21 protein-coding genes and 1 riboswitch are annotated in these 19,765 nt (G+C 27.4%); of the genes, 5 read left to right on the forward strand and 16 right to left on the reverse strand.

The features are described 5' to 3' along the window. Positions 1–37: 37 nt before the first annotated feature. The 14 genes from dnaB to D3Z33_RS06940 all read right to left on the reverse strand — a co-directional run bounded on the left by dnaB (position 38) and on the right by D3Z33_RS06940 (position 10,365). The gene (gene dnaB, locus D3Z33_RS06875) at positions 38–1,378 is read right to left on the reverse strand and encodes a replicative DNA helicase (protein WP_160197029.1); all 1,341 of its coding nucleotides are present in this window, start codon (positions 1,376–1,378) and stop codon (positions 38–40) included. Positions 1,379–1,424: 46 nt separating this feature from the next. Then, positions 1,425–1,871 carry a 50S ribosomal protein L9 gene (rplI, locus tag D3Z33_RS06880; RefSeq protein ID WP_160197030.1) on the reverse strand — a complete coding sequence of 149 codons (447 nt, stop codon included), beginning with the start codon at positions 1,869–1,871 and terminating at the stop codon, positions 1,425–1,427. After that, positions 1,871–3,880, reverse strand: coding sequence for a DHH family phosphoesterase (locus tag D3Z33_RS06885; protein ID WP_160197031.1), 2,010 nt, complete (start codon positions 3,878–3,880; stop codon positions 1,871–1,873). The genes rplI and D3Z33_RS06885 overlap by 1 nt, the downstream gene beginning before the upstream one ends. Positions 3,881–3,893: 13 nt before the next feature. Further along, positions 3,894–4,841, reverse strand: coding sequence for a YybS family protein (locus D3Z33_RS06890; protein ID WP_160197032.1), 948 nt, complete (start codon positions 4,839–4,841; stop codon positions 3,894–3,896). 12 nt (positions 4,842–4,853) lie between these two features. Beyond that, positions 4,854–5,180, reverse strand: a complete 327-nt coding sequence (locus D3Z33_RS06895; protein ID WP_431768829.1) for a MazG-like family protein — start codon at positions 5,178–5,180, stop codon at positions 4,854–4,856. 111 nt (positions 5,181–5,291) lie between these two features. Further along, positions 5,292–5,525, reverse strand: coding sequence for a 30S ribosomal protein S18 (rpsR, locus tag D3Z33_RS06900; RefSeq protein WP_243153443.1), 234 nt, complete (start codon positions 5,523–5,525; stop codon positions 5,292–5,294). A gap of 9 nt (positions 5,526–5,534) precedes the next feature. Continuing rightward, complete coding sequence (locus D3Z33_RS06905) at positions 5,535–5,987, reverse strand: single-stranded DNA-binding protein (protein WP_130805417.1); 453 nt, start codon at positions 5,985–5,987, stop codon at positions 5,535–5,537. A 20-nt stretch (positions 5,988–6,007) separates the two neighbouring features. Continuing rightward, positions 6,008–6,292, reverse strand: a complete 285-nt coding sequence (rpsF, locus tag D3Z33_RS06910) for a 30S ribosomal protein S6 (protein WP_160197034.1) — start codon at positions 6,290–6,292, stop codon at positions 6,008–6,010. Positions 6,293–6,418: 126 nt separating this feature from the next. Beyond that, complete coding sequence (locus D3Z33_RS06915) at positions 6,419–7,600, reverse strand: PLP-dependent aminotransferase family protein (RefSeq protein ID WP_160197035.1); 1,182 nt, start codon at positions 7,598–7,600, stop codon at positions 6,419–6,421. A 92-nt stretch (positions 7,601–7,692) separates the two neighbouring features. Further along, complete coding sequence (locus tag D3Z33_RS06920) at positions 7,693–7,881, reverse strand: DUF951 domain-containing protein (RefSeq protein ID WP_160197036.1); 189 nt, start codon at positions 7,879–7,881, stop codon at positions 7,693–7,695. A gap of 77 nt (positions 7,882–7,958) precedes the next feature. Continuing rightward, on the reverse strand, positions 7,959–8,807 hold the full coding sequence (locus tag D3Z33_RS06925; protein ID WP_160197037.1) for a mechanosensitive ion channel domain-containing protein: 849 nt from the start codon (positions 8,805–8,807) through the stop codon (positions 7,959–7,961). Positions 8,808–8,817: 10 nt separating this feature from the next. Further along, positions 8,818–9,084 carry a DUF3343 domain-containing protein gene (locus D3Z33_RS06930; RefSeq protein ID WP_243153444.1) on the reverse strand — a complete coding sequence of 89 codons (267 nt, stop codon included), beginning with the start codon at positions 9,082–9,084 and terminating at the stop codon, positions 8,818–8,820. 12 nt (positions 9,085–9,096) lie between these two features. Next, positions 9,097–9,702 carry a sulfurtransferase-like selenium metabolism protein YedF gene (gene yedF / locus D3Z33_RS06935; RefSeq protein WP_160197038.1) on the reverse strand — a complete coding sequence of 202 codons (606 nt, stop codon included), beginning with the start codon at positions 9,700–9,702 and terminating at the stop codon, positions 9,097–9,099. A gap of 75 nt (positions 9,703–9,777) precedes the next feature. Beyond that, the gene (locus tag D3Z33_RS06940; RefSeq protein ID WP_160197039.1) at positions 9,778–10,365 is read right to left on the reverse strand and encodes a CvpA family protein; all 588 of its coding nucleotides are present in this window, start codon (positions 10,363–10,365) and stop codon (positions 9,778–9,780) included. 107 nt (positions 10,366–10,472) lie between these two features. Next, positions 10,473–10,651, forward strand: a riboswitch (cobalamin riboswitch). Positions 10,652–10,845: 194 nt separating this feature from the next. Here D3Z33_RS06940 and D3Z33_RS06945 point away from each other — a divergent pair. From D3Z33_RS06945 to D3Z33_RS06965, 5 genes are all read left to right on the forward strand, one after another. Continuing rightward, complete coding sequence (locus tag D3Z33_RS06945) at positions 10,846–13,578, forward strand: DUF4430 domain-containing protein (RefSeq protein WP_160197040.1); 2,733 nt, start codon at positions 10,846–10,848, stop codon at positions 13,576–13,578. A gap of 66 nt (positions 13,579–13,644) precedes the next feature. Then, entirely contained in the window at positions 13,645–14,526 is an 882-nt protein-coding gene (locus tag D3Z33_RS16930; RefSeq protein WP_347561222.1) for a DUF4430 domain-containing protein, read from the forward strand. Between the two features lies 1 nt (position 14,527). After that, on the forward strand, positions 14,528–15,412 hold the full coding sequence (locus D3Z33_RS06955) for an energy-coupling factor transporter transmembrane component T (protein WP_160197041.1): 885 nt from the start codon (positions 14,528–14,530) through the stop codon (positions 15,410–15,412). After that, a complete protein-coding gene (locus tag D3Z33_RS06960; protein ID WP_160197042.1) occupies positions 15,385–17,061 on the forward strand; it encodes an ABC transporter ATP-binding protein in 1,677 nt (558 codons plus the stop codon). Before D3Z33_RS06955 ends, D3Z33_RS06960 begins: the two co-directional genes overlap by 28 nt. Further along, positions 17,028–17,750: an ECF transporter S component gene (locus D3Z33_RS06965; RefSeq protein ID WP_160197043.1), complete on the forward strand. Its 723-nt coding sequence runs from the start codon at positions 17,028–17,030 to the stop codon at positions 17,748–17,750. The genes D3Z33_RS06960 and D3Z33_RS06965 overlap by 34 nt, the downstream gene beginning before the upstream one ends. A gap of 17 nt (positions 17,751–17,767) precedes the next feature. Here the strand turns inward: D3Z33_RS06965 and srtB are convergent, their stop codons facing one another. Both srtB and D3Z33_RS06975 read right to left on the reverse strand, forming a co-directional pair. Next, positions 17,768–18,475 carry a class B sortase gene (gene srtB / locus D3Z33_RS06970; RefSeq protein ID WP_160197044.1) on the reverse strand — a complete coding sequence of 236 codons (708 nt, stop codon included), beginning with the start codon at positions 18,473–18,475 and terminating at the stop codon, positions 17,768–17,770. A 38-nt stretch (positions 18,476–18,513) separates the two neighbouring features. Then, complete coding sequence (locus D3Z33_RS06975) at positions 18,514–19,584, reverse strand: YkvI family membrane protein (protein ID WP_160197045.1); 1,071 nt, start codon at positions 19,582–19,584, stop codon at positions 18,514–18,516. Positions 19,585–19,765: the final 181 nt, after the last annotated feature.

Genomic DNA, 19,765 nt, shown 5'->3' on the forward strand with positions numbered 1-19,765 from the left:
TCGTATATACCCTTTTTTACGTCAATAAATCTTTTTATTATTCTCTGTACCTTTCCATGTTTAGGAATTTTGTAAATTGTCCCATCCATACTAACTCAACTGTTCCTGTAGGTCCATTACGTTGTTTTGTAATTATTACTTCACCTATATTCTTCTTTTCAGTATCTGGATGATAATATTCATCACGATAAAGCATCATAACTACATCAGCATCTTGCTCTATAGCACCTGATTCTCTTAAGTCACTCATTATAGGTCTATGGTCTGATCTGAGTTCAGGAGCACGAGATAATTGAGATAGAGCCATTACAGCTACATCCAATTCTCTTGCCATTTCTTTTAACCCCCTAGATAACTTTGATATCTCTTGTTGTCTATTTTCAGTTCTTCCATCTCCAGACATTAATTGTAAATAATCAATCATTACTAAATCTAAGTCATGTTCCATTTTTAGTTTTCTACATTTAGCTTTCATTTCTGCAAGAGAAATTGCAGGTGTATCATCAATAAATATTTTAGCCTGAGATAATGGTCCCATTGACTTACTAAGCCTAATCCATTCTTCTTCTAATAAATCTCCAGATAATATCTTTTGTATTTCAATATGTGCTTCAGAACTAAGCATACGTTGTACTAATTGGCCCTTTGACATCTCCAAACTAAATATAGCTACAGTATTTCCTTTCAAAGCACTATTTTGTGCTATATTTACTGAAAAAGCAGTTTTCCCCATTGAAGGTCTTGCTGCTACAAGTATTAAGTTAGATTTTTGAAGACCAGAAGTTTTATTGTCTAAATCAGAAAAACCAGTAGGTATACCTGTAATACCTCCTCCTAATTTGCTCATTTCTTCAATGCGAGAAAGGGTTTCCATAAGTGCAGTTTTCATTGTAGTAAAGCCTTCATGTCGTTGTTTTTGAGTTATTTCAAAGATTCTTTTTTCAGCTAGTTCTATAATATTTTCTATTTCTTTATCATCTTTATATCCTTCACTTATTATTTCATTTGATGCTTTTATAAGTCTTCTTAATAATGATTTTTCCTCTACTATTTCACAGTAAGATTTTATATTAGAAGTTGTAGATACACCATCTGAAAGGTCTGTAAGATATCCTACTCCCCCTACTGCTTCTAATGTATCTCTTTTCTTTAATTCTTCAGATAAAGTTATGAGGTCTACTGGTTCATTTCTATTATATAATTCTAATATTGATTCAAATATTTCTCCATTAGCTTCTTTATAAAAATCTTCTGACCTTATAATTTCTAAAGCTGCTATTATTGCATCTTTATCTAATATCATAGCTCCAAGTACTGACTGTTCTGCCTCTATACTATGTGGAGGAATATTTCCTAGTTTCTTTAAGTTTTCTTCCATTTTTTCACCTCTAATAAATTAGGTACAGTTAAACTGTACCTACTATTTATTGCTCAACTACTTGTACTTTAAGGTCTGCCGTAACCTCTGGATATACTTTTACCTTTACAATAGTAGTACCAAGTGTTTTTATATTATTATCTAATACTATTTTTCTTTTATCTATTTTAATGTTTTCCTGTTTCCTTAAAGCAGTTGCTATATCTTTAGTTGTAACAGAACCAAATAATTTACCTTCTTCTCCTGCTTTACTTTTTATTTTAACTATTATCTCTGAAAGCTTTTCTTTAAGTTGTAAAGCATTTTCTTTTTCTTCTTGTTTTTTTAAATTCTTTGCTTTCTTTTGTTCTTTTAATTGTTTTACATTTCCATCTGTTGCTTCTTTAGCAAGTTTCTTTGGTAGGAGATAGTTTCTTGCATGGCCATCTTTTGCATTTACTAAATCTCCTTTTTTACCTAATCCTTTTACATTGTCTAATAAAATTACTTTCATTAATCCTCACCTTCCTTAAGAAATTCATCTATTGCTTCTTCAAGCTTAGATTTTGCTTGTTCTATATCTACATTATCTAACTGAGCTCCTGCCACTGTCAAGTGACCTCCGCCTCCTAATTTTTCAAGTATTAATTGTACACTTATATCACCTAATGATCTTCCAGATATATGAATTCTATCAGCTGATGGTACAAGTACAAATGAAGCTGAAATACCATTTATATTAAGTAGATCATCAGCTGATTGTGCTGCAATAAGTATTGAATTATCTGCATCTACATCCATATATGAAATCGCTACTCTCCCATTTCCTACAACTTTAGCTTTTTCTACAACTTTAGCTTTAGTAGTAAATGTTTCTAAATCATCCTGAAATAATAATCTAACTGAAGTAGTATCAGCTCCAGCACGTCTAAGCATAGACGCAGCTTCAAATGTTCTAACTCCTGTTTTAAATGTAAAGCTCTTAGTATCAACACTTATACCCGATAATAAAGCTTCTGCTTCAAATTTTTCTATTTCCATCTTTTCATTCATTAAATAGTGTAATATCTCAGTAATTAACTCACAAGTTGAAGATGCATATGGTTCTAAATAAACTAGCAATGGATTTTCTATAAACTCTGCTCCTCTTCTGTGATGATCTATAAGTACTACCTTATCTACTATTTCCAATAAATCTGGTGCTTCAGTGGAACTAGGCCTATGAATATCAACTACTACACATAAAGAATCATCTTCTGCCATATCTATAGCTTCCTCAGAAGATATAATATAATCCATATACTCAGGATGCTCTTCACTTAATTTATTATATAAATTTTTTATAGAAGGATTTACTTCAGAAAGTACAATATATCCTTCTTTGTTCCTATAATTGACAGCACTTAAAACACCTATTGCTGCTCCTAAACTATCCATATCAGGGTTTTGATGTCCCATTATGAATACTTTATCTGTCTGATCAATTAATTGACGTAAAGCATGTGCAATGACTCTTGCTTTAACTTTAGTTCTTTTTTCAACTGCCTTACTCTTTCCACCATAAAAACTTAACTTTTCTATTTTTTTAACTACAGCTTGATCTCCACCTCTACCAAGAGCTATATCTATTGCACCTCTTGCAAATTCATAACTCTCTGCAGGATTTTTTCCATTTACACCTATTCCCATACTGAGTGTAACTGCAGTTTTATTTCCTTTATCTATATTTCTTATATCATCTAATATTGTAAATTTTTTATTTTCTAAATTAGATAAATGTTGATTTTCAAATACAATTATATATTTATCTGTTTCATATTTTCTTATAAATCCGTTTATTCTAGAAGTAAATGTATTTAATTTCTTATCTATCTCTGCAAGTACTATAGGTCTTTTTGTCTCATCGGTATCTTTCATTACCTCATCATAATTATCAACTTCTACTAAACATATATTCATTTTTTCATCATTATATTTTTGCTTTAATATAGTAAGCGTAGTATTATCTAACCAATAAAGCATAATCAAATATTCTTTATCTGAATTTTTCTTGTTTACCTTTACTATATTATATAATATTTTATAATTTCTATCTTTAAATACTACATCTATACTTTTATTTTTTTTATCACTTGTTATATCTTTAATGTTAAAAGAAGGTACAATATCTTCTATATTTTCCTCTAATATATCTCTTTCTTCAACCATTTCACTAAAACGTGGATTATACCAACTAATCTTTCCATCTAATTCTATCATCATAAAAGGTAAAGGTAAGTTAAGTATAGCATGCTTTGTTGCCGAATCAAATTCATCCATTAGTCCCTCTATATATTTTGTCCATTCAACTTTTCTTATATGAACATTTTTCCAATGATTGAATATTAAGTAAGCTAAAAGTAAAACCCCTACACCTGCTATTATTGGTTCATAAAAAAATAGTATTAATACAAATATACCTATTATAAATAAGTATATCTTGTTATCAAAATTTAAAAATCTAAAACCTTTTTCTCTAGCCATTATTAAGCCTCCACTATTTGTCCTCTTTTAATTTTCTAAAATCAATTATTATATCTACTAAACCTACCAATGATATTATTAACATAAGTGGACTTGATAATATTAAAAATGCAATTATAACTCCTCTTAATATACTATTAATGTTAGTTTTATTAAGTAAATATACTATGACAGCTAATCCTTGTAAGAAAAATAAAAACATAACTAATATAGATATATTTAAAATTATTGTATCATAATAAAACAATTTATAGTAGCTTATAATAAACGATAATATAGCAATAACTGCTATTCCACTTCCTATATTACTTGGTAATCTAAATTTAGAAAACAAAGGCACTTTTATATCTTTATATCTAAGTCTTTTCAATGTAGCAATAGATATAAAATAATTGATATAGTTAGTAAAGAGAGAAGCTATTACCAACATAGCAGGAAATATAAGTATAGTATTATCTAATAAAAGTGTAGATCTATCTATGAATTCTTCTATTCTGTAAGAAGATATTTCCATCTCTTTAAGTACACTTTCTTGTGTAGACAATATAAAATCCACCTGTTCTTTTAATAAATCATAAAAATTAACTCCTGTAATATATCCTGTTATAATTAATGATATTACTATTGATATAAATGATACAACTGTACCAATTACTATAATTTTATATGAACTATATTTACTATTAATCATATAAGTAATAGCTACTGCTAATGGTCCGAAAATTATAGTTACAAATAAAGCAGTAAGAGGATCTATCAATATTGAAACTAATATAAAAGAAGCAAATACTGTAAGCATACTAGATTTAACATTATGCCTTATTCCTAATATAATAAATGGAACTGGATATAGTAATAATATTATTGGAGTTAAATATAACCCTAGAAACACAAATATAGTCATAAGTGACACAATAACTGCAGATTCAGTTATAATACGTGTCTTTTCATTTAAATTCAAAAATCTCACCTCTTATTTCCTAGTCTTTTTAAAATAATCTAAAAATCTATTTAGATCTCCATACCAATTTTCTATCTTATGATTCTCTGCAATACCAAGTTTTACTTTCTTTTCAACTTTATTGTCAATTTCTTCAAAAGATAAACCAAGTCTTTTTCCTAATAAATAAGTGACTAATATAATATTTGCTAAACAATCAAGTAAAGCCTCTTGACCTTCTTTTACCCCTTTATATAAAAGATTGAATAATAAAGAGACTGAATTCAATATTTCTATTTTTAACCACTCTATAACTCTTATATTTTTAGTTATATCAATGTTATCGTTTTTGAACCCCAAATATTTCATCTCCTTTAATTTCATAAGAATGTATTATAATATATTATATTATACTTTCACTATATTTAACAACAATACAATAAAAAAAGAAGGATTTCTCCTTCTTTTAATTTACTCTGCTGTATATGGTAATAATGCTACTGTTCTAGCTCTTTTTATAGCTCTTGTAACTCCTCTTTGATGAGTAGCACAAGTACCTGTAATTCTTCTTGGAAGAATTTTACCTCTTTCAGTAACATATTTTTTTAATTTATTTAAATCTTTATAATCTATATGATCAACATTATCTACACAAAAATTACATACTTTTCTTCTTCTACCAAAATTTCTTCTTGCCATTTTCATTTCCCTCCTTTAGAATGGAATATCTTCATCGTCTACAGGTTGGAATCCATCAGCTCCAGAGAAGTCCATAGAGTCATTGTTAGAACTATTATTATAGCCCTTGTTTGAAGAATTATTATTATCTCCCCACTCTAGAAATTGAACTCTTTCAGCTATAACTTCAGTCATATATACTCTTTGCCCTTGTGCATTTTCATAGCTTCTTGTTTCTATTCTACCTTCAACTGCTACAAGTCTACCTTTAGAAAGATAATTTGCGCAATTTTCTGCTTGTCTTCCCCAAACTACGGTCCTCAAGAAATCTGCTGTAGGCTTTCCTTGCTGTTCAAATTCTTGTCTTTTATCTCGAGATAGATTCTTATCTACTGCCAGTGTAAATGTAGAAACAGCTGTTCCATTTCCAGCTAAGAATCTTAATTCTGGGTCCGCCGTTAATCTTCCAATTAAAATCACTTTATTCACAAAGTTCGACCCCCTCTAATTTACTGTTCGTCTCTTACTACCATAAGTCTCATTATGCCTTCTGTAATCTTTGCAACTCTTTCCATTTCTTTAACAACTTCAGTCTCAGCATTAAATGTCATCACTATATAGTATCCTTCTGTTAAATCATTGATTTCATAAGCAAGTTTTCTAACTCCCCATTCATCAATGTTTGTGATCTCACCTTTTGCTTCTATAATATTTTTAAATTTATCAAAAATACCATTTCTTTTTTCTTCTTCTAAAGAAGTTTCAAATATAAATACTCCTTCATAATTTCTCATCTATTTCACCTCCTTATGGACTTTGGCCCTAAAAAAGGGCAAGGATGTTTCCATCAACACATTATACCATTTTTATAGTATATATGCAAATAAAATCTTGAGGAAATTTCCTCAAGATTTTATTATTTAAATCATCTCTTTTATAGATTCTGCGAGTCTCTTAACTCCAATTACTATTCTCTCTTCATCCATATTTGAATAATTTATCCTAAGTGTGTTTTCGTTTCCACCATTAGGATAGAATGATCCTCCTGGAACAAATGCTACTTTCTTTTCTATACATTTAGTAGCTAGGTCACGTGCATTTATACTTTCAGGTAATGTTACCCAAGTAAATAATCCACCTTCAGGCACAGTGAATTCTATATCCTCTGGAAATTCTTCCCTCATAGTTTTAATCATTAAATCACGTCTTTTGCTATATACTGATTTTATCTTTTCAATATGTTCATCTAAGTCATATTCTGTTAAAAATCTGTCTAAAATCATTTGTGAAAAAGTACTAGCTTGTAAATCTGAACCTTGCTTTATAAGTATATATTTATTTAATACTTCATAATCTGCACAAGTCCAACCTAATCTAAATCCTGGACATAATGTTTTAGAGAAAGTTCCTAAAAATATTACTCTTCCCTCTGTATCAAAAGATTTTATAGATGGAGGCATATTTCCTTCAAATCTTAATTCTCCATAAGGATTATCTTCAACTATTGGTAAATTATATTTATTAGCAAGTTCTATTACTTTTTTTCTTCTCTCTACAGACCAAGTTCTCCCAGATGGATTTTGGAAATCTGGTATTAGATAAAGTACTTTAACATTATCTGTAGTTTTTAATACCTTTTCTAGTACTTCCATATTCATTCCATCATCATCCGTTGGAATTTCAATGAATTTAGGTTCATAAGCTTTAAATGCATTTAAAGCTCCAAGATAACTAGGGCTTTCACATAATACTACATCACCTTTATCTAAAAATATCTTTCCTGTAAAATCAAGACCTTGTTGAGAACCACTAGTAATTAATATGTTTTTCATATCTGTTTCTACACCATATTTTTTCATTCTTTTAGCTATTTTTTCTCTTAAAGGATCATATCCCTCAGTAGGTCCATATTGGAGAGCTTTTGTTCCCATATCCTCTAATACTTTCATACTCATTTCTTTTATTTCTTCTACTGGAAATAATTCAGGAGCAGGTAAGCCTCCAGCAAATGATATTATCTCAGGTTGTTGAGTTAACTTCAGCAACTCTCTAATTTCTGATGCTTTTATTCCATCCATTCTCTTTGAATAATTTAATTTCATCATTACACCCCCACTTTTTTAAAAACGTTTTCCTTAATCTATATTTTACTAAAAATAAAATTATTTGTCCAATTACATTTTTGTTTGCTTTACTAATCACTTACAATAGATTTTATTCTCTTATCTAATTTTCTTCTTGGTATCCAAACTGTTCTATCACAACCAATACACCTTAACTTAAAATCTACTCCTGATCGCAAAACTTCCCACTTATCTTCTCCACATGGATGAACTTTTTTTAATCTTATTATATCCCCAGATTTAAGTCCTATAGTATTCATTTACTTCACCTCTATAATATTTAATAAAGACAGAATTTCTCTGTCTTTATTATACACTAAAAATATATTTTTTAAAATTATTCTTCTTTTTTGTTATATACAACTCTTTTTTGATAAGGTATCTCTATACCTTCTTTATCAAAAGTATTTTTTATTCTTCTTCTTAATTCTCTCTCTACTTCCCACTGACTCATAGGTTTTGTTTTTGCTACTACTGATATTACAACATCAGAACTTCCTAAATTAGATACACCTAATACAGTAGGCCCCTCTAATATATCTTCATTCTCTTCATTATATTCTTCTGCAACTCTCTTAATGACTTCCATAGCTTTATCTATATCTTCTTCATAGGCTATACCTACATCAACTAATGCACGCATTTTCCCCCTAATCTTATTAGTAACTATTTCTATTTTTCTATTTGGAATTATATTTAAAGAACCATCAAAACCGCGTATTTTAGTTATTCTTAAACCAAGTTCTTCTACTGTTCCATCAACTCCATCTACAGCTATATAATCACCTACTGAAAATTGATCTTCAAATAATATGAAAAAACCTGTTATAATATCTTCAACTAAATTTTGAGCTGCAAAACCTATAGCTATAGCACCTATACCAGCTGCAGCTATAATTCCCTTAGTATCTACTCCAAATGCTTCAAGTATTGATATTCCTGCAATAAAATAAATAACATACTTAGATACACTTTTTGCAGTCGAAGATAATGTATCTGCTTTTGCAACATCCATTTTATTAAATTTCGAATTTTTTCTACTATCAAAAAATCTATCAATTAATTTTTTAGCTATAGCAATAAATATTCCAGCTATAAATAAAATAAGTATTACTTGTAAAACAGTTGAAAGTATTGTTACAAGTAAGGAAGTATCAAGATTAATATCTTTTAAATTAAAATTCACTTTATCACCTCTAAATTAATTTTTCTGCTACTCTCTTTCCTTCTTTTCTATAAATTTTATATATTCCTGAAGTAGAAAGATTATTTTCACGTATTATATTATTTATCCAATTTAAATCATTATAATCAAATTTTATAGATAAACCACAACTTACAGAAATTTCTCTAGGTGTAGGAATAGTTTTGATATTAATTTCTTGACTTTTTATTTCTTTTTCTGACTTTATAGCATGATGTGTAGAATCAAATGCTATAACATACATTTCATTATTTAACAAACTTTACACCTCTTATATTGTTATTGTATTTGTAGAATTTTTTATTTTTTCAACTATAGTGTACATATTTGTAACTCCACCTACACTTAGTTTATCTGCAATATTATTATAATCTAAACATGTTCCACAAGATAGTATTTCCACCCCAGCTTCTTCCAATGTTTTTAAATCTTCTAGACATTCAGAACCTTCTACTGTAAGCTTTACTCCATTATTATAAAATACTAATGTGGATGGGTATGGAAGTGATTCAGTCAGTGAATAAATGAATCCTTTTATAAGTATTTTTCCTAATTCATCATTTCCTTCTCCCATTTTATCAGAGTTTATAGCTATAGTAGTATCTTTAAAGAGGTTTGGTTTACAAATATCTATATCTTCTTTCTCTTTAACCTCCTCTTTTTCACCTTTAACTATATTAATAATAAAATTTTCATTATCTCTTGAAACACTATATTCTAAATTCATACTCTTAGATAATTTTGAAACATTTTCTTTAGCTACTTCATTATCTACAATTACATCTATTTCACCTTTATCCATAGATTCTAAAGCTTTCTTAGTCATTATTACTGGTTTTGGACAAGCCTGTTCTCTTGCATCTATTTCTTTTACCACGAAAATCATCTCCTCTAATCAATATATATTAATTATATCATTTTATCCACGAAAACAACTTATTATAGATATAATCTATAATAAGTTTATTAAGTATAGAAAGTTAGATTGTAAATAATTAATTATAACATCAGGATTATAAAATAAGTTTCCTAAAATAGATTGATGTGTTTTAACTGAAATAAAGCTGTCTGTATTTAAAACTATTACAGGTGTTAATAATGCATATATTATAAATACAATTAAAATTCCTTTTATAGCTCCAAATAAAAACCCTATAAACTTATTAAAAGATTTTAATACAGGAAGTTTAAAAAATCCATCTACTATTCTTATAAATACAGATAACACTATATTAATTATAAAGTATAAAAATATCATTATAAATAAACTTATAATTAAATTAGTAATAATATCTGCAGAAAAAATAGCTTCATTATTCATAAAACTATTAATTTTAGGATATATATATTCTTTTATATATGGATAAAACCCAGTATATTCATTTAAAAATTCAACTAAATATGGATAAATTGCTCTAGCAATAATTATAGCTATAAATATTTTCAAAAAACTAAATAATGATAATATAAATCCCCTGTTCCAGCCTCTTAAAGCACTTAAACCTATAATTAAAATGATTATTATATCTATTATATTCATAATATTTCCTTTCTTCTTTTTATCTTTAGTATATTATATCATTATTTATAGTTTTTATAAAATTACTATTAATTTTTTAAAACTTGTGTTAATATATATTTAAACAATTTAATAAAAATATTTAAGGTGTTCATTTAAAGTGTGAATTAAAAGGGAATGAGGTTAAACTCCTCAACAGCCCCCGCTACTGTAATTAGTTATGTCTATATGAATCCACTGGGAAACTGGGAAGGTATATAGAATATAAGCTATAAGTCAGGAGACCTGCCTTAATTATTTATGCTATTTTCTTCGGAGGGAAGAAGTTGGTTATTTACATAATAAGTCTATTAAATTAATGTAATGTATTAATTTTAATTTTATATTTGTAAAAAGCTTATTTTCTCCTAGGAGAAAATAAGCTTTTTTTATTTTAAAATTTACAAAGAAAGGAGTGTACTATTTAAAAAATAAAATTCAATTAAAAAACAGGAGGAAAATATGAAACATTTAAAAAACAAATCTAAAAAAAGTATTTCTTGGATAATTATTTTTTCATTAATCATTTCTTTTATATTACCAATGACAACCTTTGCAGAAGGCGGTGATAGCGGATCTAATTATTCAGTAAAAGTTAGAATTGAAAGTTATGATTCTACATTTGTAAAGCCAATAACTGTAAATATTGATAGTTTAGATTTAAGTAAATATCCTGGAATTGAAAAGCCAGCTAGTGATTATGACTCACTTAAACCTATTCATGCAATAGTACATGCTCTTGAAAAATCAGGTATTGATCCAAAAGATCCAAATAAGTTTAATATAGGTTATGGTGGAAACTATATTAGAGCAATAAATGGGTTAGGTGAATTTGATAGAGGTCAAATGAGTGGTTGGATGTATTGGGTAGATAATAAATATGCTAACTTAGGCGTAGGAGAATATGAAATAAAAAGTGGTCAAGAAGTTGTAATGTTCTATGTAGAAAATTATATGGAAAATGTGTACTCTTGGTTTGACAAACAATCTCTTAGCGTAGATCAATATGAAAATTTTGAGCTTAAATTAAATGGTAATCCTGATTCTTGGGGAGGAGGAACTGCTTCAGGAGTAGAAGGAGCTACTATATTAATTAATGACAAGGAACATACTCAAAATGGACAAACTGTAAAAACTGATGCTAATGGTAAAGTTTCTTTAAATATTGAAAAACCTGGGACATACCATATAAGTGCTACTAAGAAAAATGATGCAGGACAAAATATATTAACTAGACCTTATGCATCAGTAACAGTAAATAAATTAAACACAATTAAGTCAATAGAACCAGTAAACAATATAGAAGTTGATTATGCAACTAAAGAAACTGATGCTATATCACAACTTCCTAAAACTACTAATATAATTGATAGTTTAGATAAAAAACATAGTGTTGATTTAAATTGGAGTCTTGATAGTTACTCTGCTAAAAAATCTGGAGAATATACTGCAATTGCAAATTTTAAACTTCCAGTAGGAATACATCAAACAGATCCTGAGACCGATTTAGAATTATCAACCAAAATATTAGTAAAAGAAAAACTAACAACTAAGCCTACAAGTTTAGATGATGCCATAAATAAAGCAGTAAATTATTATAAAAACAATAATCCAGGAGATCCAAATGGAGATTGGGAAGCATATGTTGGACTTTGGGGTGTTGGAGATGTTATTGACAAAGATTATAATTGGGAGTCTATAGACCCAGGTTTTGGCGCAAATATTTCAGGAAATGAAACTATAAGATATGGTTATAGCCTTTTAGGTCAAGGACAAGATCCATCTAATATCTGGGGTGGAAGAAATCTATTTAAAGAACTTGCAAGTCAACAAAAAGATGATGGCTCTTTTACTACATTAGGCAAACAATTATTTGCAATGCTTTTATTAGATGCTGGTGAAGAAATGGGTGCTGATGTTGGAGATTGGAATAAAGAAAACAAGCAAAAAGCTATCAATAGTTTGCTAAGCCAACAAAATGAAGATGGTAGCTTTGGATTCTTCAGTCATCTAGACTATACTGGTTGGTCTTTAATTGCATTATCTGAATATAAAGAGCAAAAAGAGGTTAATGAAGCCATTAATAAATCTCTTGAGTTTTTAAAAAGTAAACAAACTGATAATGGATCTTTTGTAGATAATAGTGGATGGGGTGGTGGAGAAAACTCTAACTCTATCGCTTGCGTTGTACAAGGACTTGTTGCTGTAGGAGAAGATGTTTTAGATCCAAATAGCCCTTGGGTTAAAGATGGAAATACAGTTGCTGATGCTTTAATTAAATTTCAACAAGATGATGGATCCTTTTGGTGGGAAGAAGATAACAAAGGTAGTGTAGCAATGGCTACAAAACAATCTTTAGTTGCATTATCTGATCTTAAAAATCAAAAATCCACTTGGCATAGATTAGGTGAAGAAGTTTATCTTTCTTCAGTAGGTGAAAAAGATGTAGAAAGTTTAACTGCTGACATAAATAAACTTCCTGAAATTAAAAAAATCACTTTTGATAATAAACAGGAAATAATGAAAGCTTATAATATGTATTTATCATTACCAGAAGAATATCAACTAAAAGTAACAAATAAATCATTACTCTTAGATGCAAAGAAAGCTATAGATGATATTGAAAAAGAAATAAATTCTATAAAAGATGATATTTGGTCTCTTCCTGGTAAACCGTCAGAAATAACTTTAGCACATAAAGAAAAAATATTAAACTTAATTGAAAGATATAACTCTCTTTCTGATTCAGATAAGAAACATATAGAATATTATAATGAAGTAATGGCAGCTAAAGAACAAATTGATAAATTACAAAAACAAGTAGATTCTGTAATAGAAAAAATAGATAATCTACCTGAAGACTCTAATATTAAGTTACAAGATAAAGATAAAATAGACGAAATTTATAATGAATATATGAATTTACCAAAACAATCTCAATTAGAAATTACTAATATTGATACACTTATGAATGCAAGAAAAATAGTAGAAGGACTTAAAAAAGAAGAAACTCAAAATCATGAAGAACAAAACAATGAAGATGAAGATAAAGATAATACTGCTATAGATAATAATGATGATAATTCCAATAGCAGTCCTAAGACTGAGGATCAAGGTATTATTATACCTATTATATTATTTTTAATATCTTCATTTACAGTTCTATTTCTATCTAGAAAAAGAAAAATAAATTAATCATACAACCAAAAGCCAATATATTGGCTTTTGGTTATATCAATATTAAATTAAGGAGGAAATATAGTGAAAAATAAAATTATAAAAATATCTTTATTTCTAATAATGGTGATTTTACTAATTACTGGCTGTAACATTCAATCTGTAGAAGAATATAATGATGATCAGCTATCAAAGTCAGAAGATACTGCAGAATCCTCTGAGTCAGATTCATCAAAAAATAAAAAAGATGAAGAAAATGTAAGTGTTAAAGCAGATGAGAAAAATGATAAAGACGTAAAAGATGATGACAATGATAAAACAGAAAAGAGCCCTGATAATTCAGCTAAAAACAGTAATAATGAAAAAGAAAAAAATAAAGACAATAAAACCAAAAATAAATCAGATTCTAAAGTAAATGAGAGTAATAAAAATACATCAAACAAAAGTGACAGTAATAAAAACACAAATAAATCTGGGTCACAAAACAAACCTCAAAATAAACCAGAGAATAAACCTAAACCAACTGAAAAACCAAAACCTACTAAAAAATATGTAACACTTGAAATAAGAGTAGATACAATATTAGATAATTATGATAAATTAGATCCAAAATTAAAAAGTGAAAGATTTGTTCCTTCTAATGGAGTAATCTTAAAAAAGAGTAAATTTGAATTAAAAGATGGTGAAAATGTATTTGATATCCTAGTTAAAGCTGTAAGACAAAATAGAATTCATATGGAATATCAAGGTGCAAATGAGAATCAATATGGTAGTGTTTATATTCAGGGAATAAATAATATCTATGAATTTAGTGTTGGTGAGTTAAGTGGATGGATGTATAAAGTGAATGGATGGTATCCAAATTATGGTGCAAGTCTATATAAGCTAAAGGATGGAGATAATATTAGCTGGAACTATACTTGTGACTTAGGTAGAGATTTAGGTCAAAATTGGTTGGATAAATAAAATGCGAGCATTAGATTCATACCATCCTATAGTTATCTTTACTTATTTTTGTTCTGTTATATTATTTTCAATGTTTTTCATGCATCCAATTTTTTTAGCAATATCATTATTATCATCCATTATATATTTAGGAGTTTTAAAGGGATTTCATAAAACAAAAAAGACAATATTACTATCTATACCTATATTTTTACTTATAGCTATAAGTAATCCAATTTTTAGTCATAAAGGAGTAACCCCTTTATTTTATGTTAACTATAATCCTATTACATTAGAGTCAATCATTTATGGATTATCAATGGCATCAATGATTATTACAGTTATATATTGGTTTAGTTGTTATAATGAAATTATGACATCAGATAAATTTATATCTTTATTTGGTCAAGTATCACCAAATATAGCTTTAATTATATCTATGACATTAAACACTATTCCTAGAATGAAAAGCCAAATAAAATTAATATCTAATTCTCAAAAAACTCTAGGCATGTATGTTACTTCTGGAAGTATAATGAAACGAGCCAAAAGTTCTATAAGGATATTATCTATACTAATTACATGGGCTCTAGAAAATGCAATAGATACTGCAGATTCAATGAAATCCAGAGGTTATGGATTAAAAGGGCGTAGTTCATATTCAATTTTTAAGTTTAGAAAAAATGACTTAATACTACTATCATATATTATATTTTTAGTTATTATAAGCTTATATGGAGAATTTTTTGATTATATATCTTTTAGTTATTACCCTTATATCACAGATATAAATTCATCTTCCTTTGCAATATTATTATATTTTTCATATCTCTTATTAATGACATTACCTGTAGCAATTGAGTTTAAGGAGGAAATCAAATGGCGTTCATCGATATCAAAAATTTAAGCTTTTCTTATCCAAATGATGAGAAAAAAGTTTTAAACAATATATCATTAACTATAGAAGAAGGTGAATTTATAGTTTTGTGTGGAAGTACAGGTTGCGGTAAAAGCACTTTACTAAAGCAATTAAAGGTTGATCTTGCACCTCATGGATCAAAAACTGGGGATATATTTTATCAAAATCAAAGTATAGATTCTTTAGATACAAGAATAGCATCTTCTCAAATAGGTTATGTATTACAAAATCCAGATAACCAAATTGTAACTGATAAAGTATGGCATGAACTTGCATTTGGTTTAGAAAATTTAGGTTTGCCATCCTCATCTATAAGACGTAAAGTTGCAGAAATGGCTAGTTTTTTTGGAATTGAAAAGTGGTTTAGAAAAAAAACTTCTGATTTATCAGGAGGTCAAAAACAATTATTAAATTTAGCATCTATTATGGTTATGAACCCAAAACTATTAATACTAGATGAACCTACATCTCAATTAGACCCAATTGCAGCTTCAGAATTTATATCAACTTTATCAAAAATAAATAAAGAATTGTCACTTACTATAATATTAGTAGAGCATAGATTAGAAGATGTTTTTGCTCATGCAGATAAAGTAGGTGTTTTAGATAATGGTGATTTACTAGCTTTTGATGAGCCTAGAAATATAAGTAAAGTTTTATCAGACCATCCAATACTTCATTCTCTACCTACTCCTGTCAAAATTTATAATGAGCTATCTAGAAATGATGATTGTCCTTTAACTATTAGAGAAGGTAGGGATTGGTTATTAAAACATTTTAAAGATAATAATAATTCATCTATCCCTATTGAGCCTAAAATTCAAAATAAAAATAATGTTATTTTAGAAATGAAAGATGTTTGGTTTAGGTATGATAAAAAACTTTCAGATGTATTAACAGGTACATCTCTTAAAATATATGAAAAAGAGATCTTTTGTATTTTAGGTGGAAATGGATCAGGTAAAACTACAGCTTTAACTCTATTCTCTAGAATCAATAAACCTCATAAAGGTAAGATTATATTAAATGGAAAAAATATTAATAAATATACATCAAAAGATCTATATCACAATAATTTAGCTTTATTACCACAAAATCCCCAAACTACATTTGTGACAAATCAAGTAGAAAAAGAATTTAAAGAAATAATTAAAACTATGAAATATAATAACTTAGAAGCAGAATTAAAAGTTAATAAAATAATAAACAGATTAAATATCAAAAATCTTATAAAAAAACATCCCTATGATTTAAGTGGGGGGGAACAACAAAAAGTTGCATTATCTAAGATACTTCTTTTAGAACCTAATATAATACTACTTGATGAGCCTACCAAAGGAATAGATGCATATTCAAAAATAGAACTAGCCAATATATTGAAAGAATTAAAAGATGAAGGTAGAACTATTTTAATGGTAAGTCATGATATAGAATTTGCAGCAGAATATTCTGATAGATGCGCTTTGTTTTTTGATGGTGATGTAGTTTCAGTAGATGAACCATATGCTTTTTTCAGTGGAAATAACTTTTATACAACTTCAGCAAATAAAATGTCAAGAAATATATTTGACAATGCTATTACAAGTAAGGATGTGGTACATTTATGCAAATCAGTAAAAACTCAAAATATAATTTAAGTAAAACCCGTTTATTTTTCTCAATATTAATATTATTTATTGCTATTCCAATAATTATAACTATTGGAGTAAAATTATTTAACGATAGAAAATATAATCTTATTTCAATTATAATAGCTTTTTTATCTTGTTTACCTTTTTTTATAAGGTTTGAAAGTAGAAAACCTCAAACTAGAGAAATAATGGTTATAGTTGTAATGGCATCTATATCAGCTACAAGCAGAGTCATATTTGCTCCTTTACCAGGTTTTAAACCTGTTACTGCCATTACAGCTATTACTGGAATTGCTTTTGGCCCAGAAGCTGGATTTTTAACTGGCTCCATATCAGCATTAGTCTCAAATATGTTCTTTGGACAAGGACCTTGGACACCATTTCAAATGATTTCTTGGGGTCTTCTAGGTTTTATAGCTGGCCTTTTAACAAAATTTAATTTAATGAAAAATAAAATAGTTTTAATTATATACTCTATATTTGCTGGTGTTTTATTTTCATTAATGATGGATATTTGGTTTGTAGTATCAGTAGATGGATTGTTTACTTTAGAAAGATATAAAATAGCTATTTTAGCTGCGGTACCTTTTACAATAGAATATGTAATCTCTAATATATTTTTCTTATTATTATTAAATAAACCTATTGGAGAAAAATTAGAAAGAATTAAAATAAAATATGGCTTAATTGAGTAATATTACTCAAATTAAGCCTATTTTTTTATACCATATACAACTGTTCTTGCATCATCGAATTCATAACTGCAAGTTGATAAAGTAATTATATCTTCATCAGTTTTAAGTTCTAAATCTCTGTGAAAAAGTGATTCTTTCTTTATATAACCTATATAATCTAAAAATTCCTCCGAAGAATTAAAATTTGTTCTTATATAATTTGAATCACCTTTAAAAACATTTACAGAAAGTATTTTATATTCTATTTTTCCACTGCCTGTATCAATATAGAAACTATCATTGTTATCAAAAAAATCTTTGTTTTTATATTTTGTTAACTCTTTAAACATAGTACCATCTTTCATATGATGCCCATAAATAATTGTATTTTTATCGTCCCAATTTTTATTTCTATAGTCCATAAATATAGAACCATGAATTGATTTTTCATCTTCTATATTATGATATAAATAATGAAAATTATCTTTTCCTTTTACAATAGGATAATCAATATTTGTATTTGGAACTTCTATCCATCCTACCATGTTTTCATTTATTTTTTTAAAAGGATTAGTACCAATATCAGAGTTATTTTTATCATTATCTTTTGAAAGTGTCTCATACTTTGAAACTGTTTCTTTATATAATTTTTTGTTACTTATACTATCATAAATATAACTACCTATATTATAAGAAGAAATTAATAATATTATTAATGAAATTACTATTATAACTTTTCTTATCATTTTATCACCTTTTTTCTATACATCTTTAGTCTATTATATCATTGTTTATAGTTTTTATAAAATCCTTTCAAACCACATAAATAGCATAAATTCTCTATTACTATAAATAAAATTATAAACAAACCAAGGTATCCAAATAATGGATATAGTGTGGATATTAAATTGGAAAAACCTATATATGATAATGGAAAAGATAATAATGGTAATATAAAAGCTAAGATATTTTTCTTTATATTAGTTTCTTTATTTATTCTTGTTATTAAGCTAAATCCACTTCCTATTGCTGTAGTAAACATAGCAGATAATATTATAAATGCATAAATATATAAAAACAAACTATTTATATTAGACGCTATAATTAACATAGGAACTTCAACCCCTAATATATCAGTATATTTGATTAATATAGGTATTAATATAAATAAGGCCATTAACCCTAATATGCTTCCACCAAATAACCCTACCTTAATTATTTGCTTTTTAGTCTTTAATAATGATTCTATTGTAACAAGTATTACAATGGAAGATAAACTATTATAACTTACATATAATATAGCTGAAGTTACCCAATTACCATTTTTAGTTATATTAATACCATCATTATTGCTAAAGTTTAATCCATTATTATTTATTATTAAAAATCCTATGACTACTATTCCAACAATTAAAATAGGTATTAAAATTGAATTTGCATAAGATAGCCCCTTCATACTAAATAGAAAAACTATCAATGTTAAAAATGACATTATAATTATTCCATAAATAAAATTTATATGTAATCTTTCTTTTATTATTGTTGCTCCTCCAGAAATCATTATGGAGTAACTTATAAATAAATATAGACTTAATATCTTATCTACAATATCACCAAATCTTCTACCTAATATCTTTTGTAGTAAATCATCATAGCTCTTTATTTTATCCTGTTTTATTCTATATAAAATTATCATAGGTATTATAGAAAAAAGTATAGATGTTATTAAAACTCCATATATTCCTTTTGTTCCATAAATTCCAAAAAAATAAGAGATTTCTTTTCCAGATGCAAATCCTGCTCCTATTATTGTTCCTATATATATAAATCCTGCCTTCATAGAATTCCTATCCATAAAAAAACCTCCTCTAAACATTCTATATGTTTAAAAGGAAGTTTATTATAAATATTTAAGCTTTATTTTCCGACTTTATATGACAATTTCCCGGGCAATTATATAAATAAGCATAAAAAAACCAGCAACGTCCTACTCTCCCAAGGCGTTACCACCTAAGTACCATCAGCGCTGAAGGGCT

This window comes from Senegalia massiliensis, assembly GCF_009911265.1.
GTDB classification, from domain to species: Bacteria; Bacillota; Clostridia; order Tissierellales; family SIT17; genus Anaeromonas; species Anaeromonas massiliensis_A.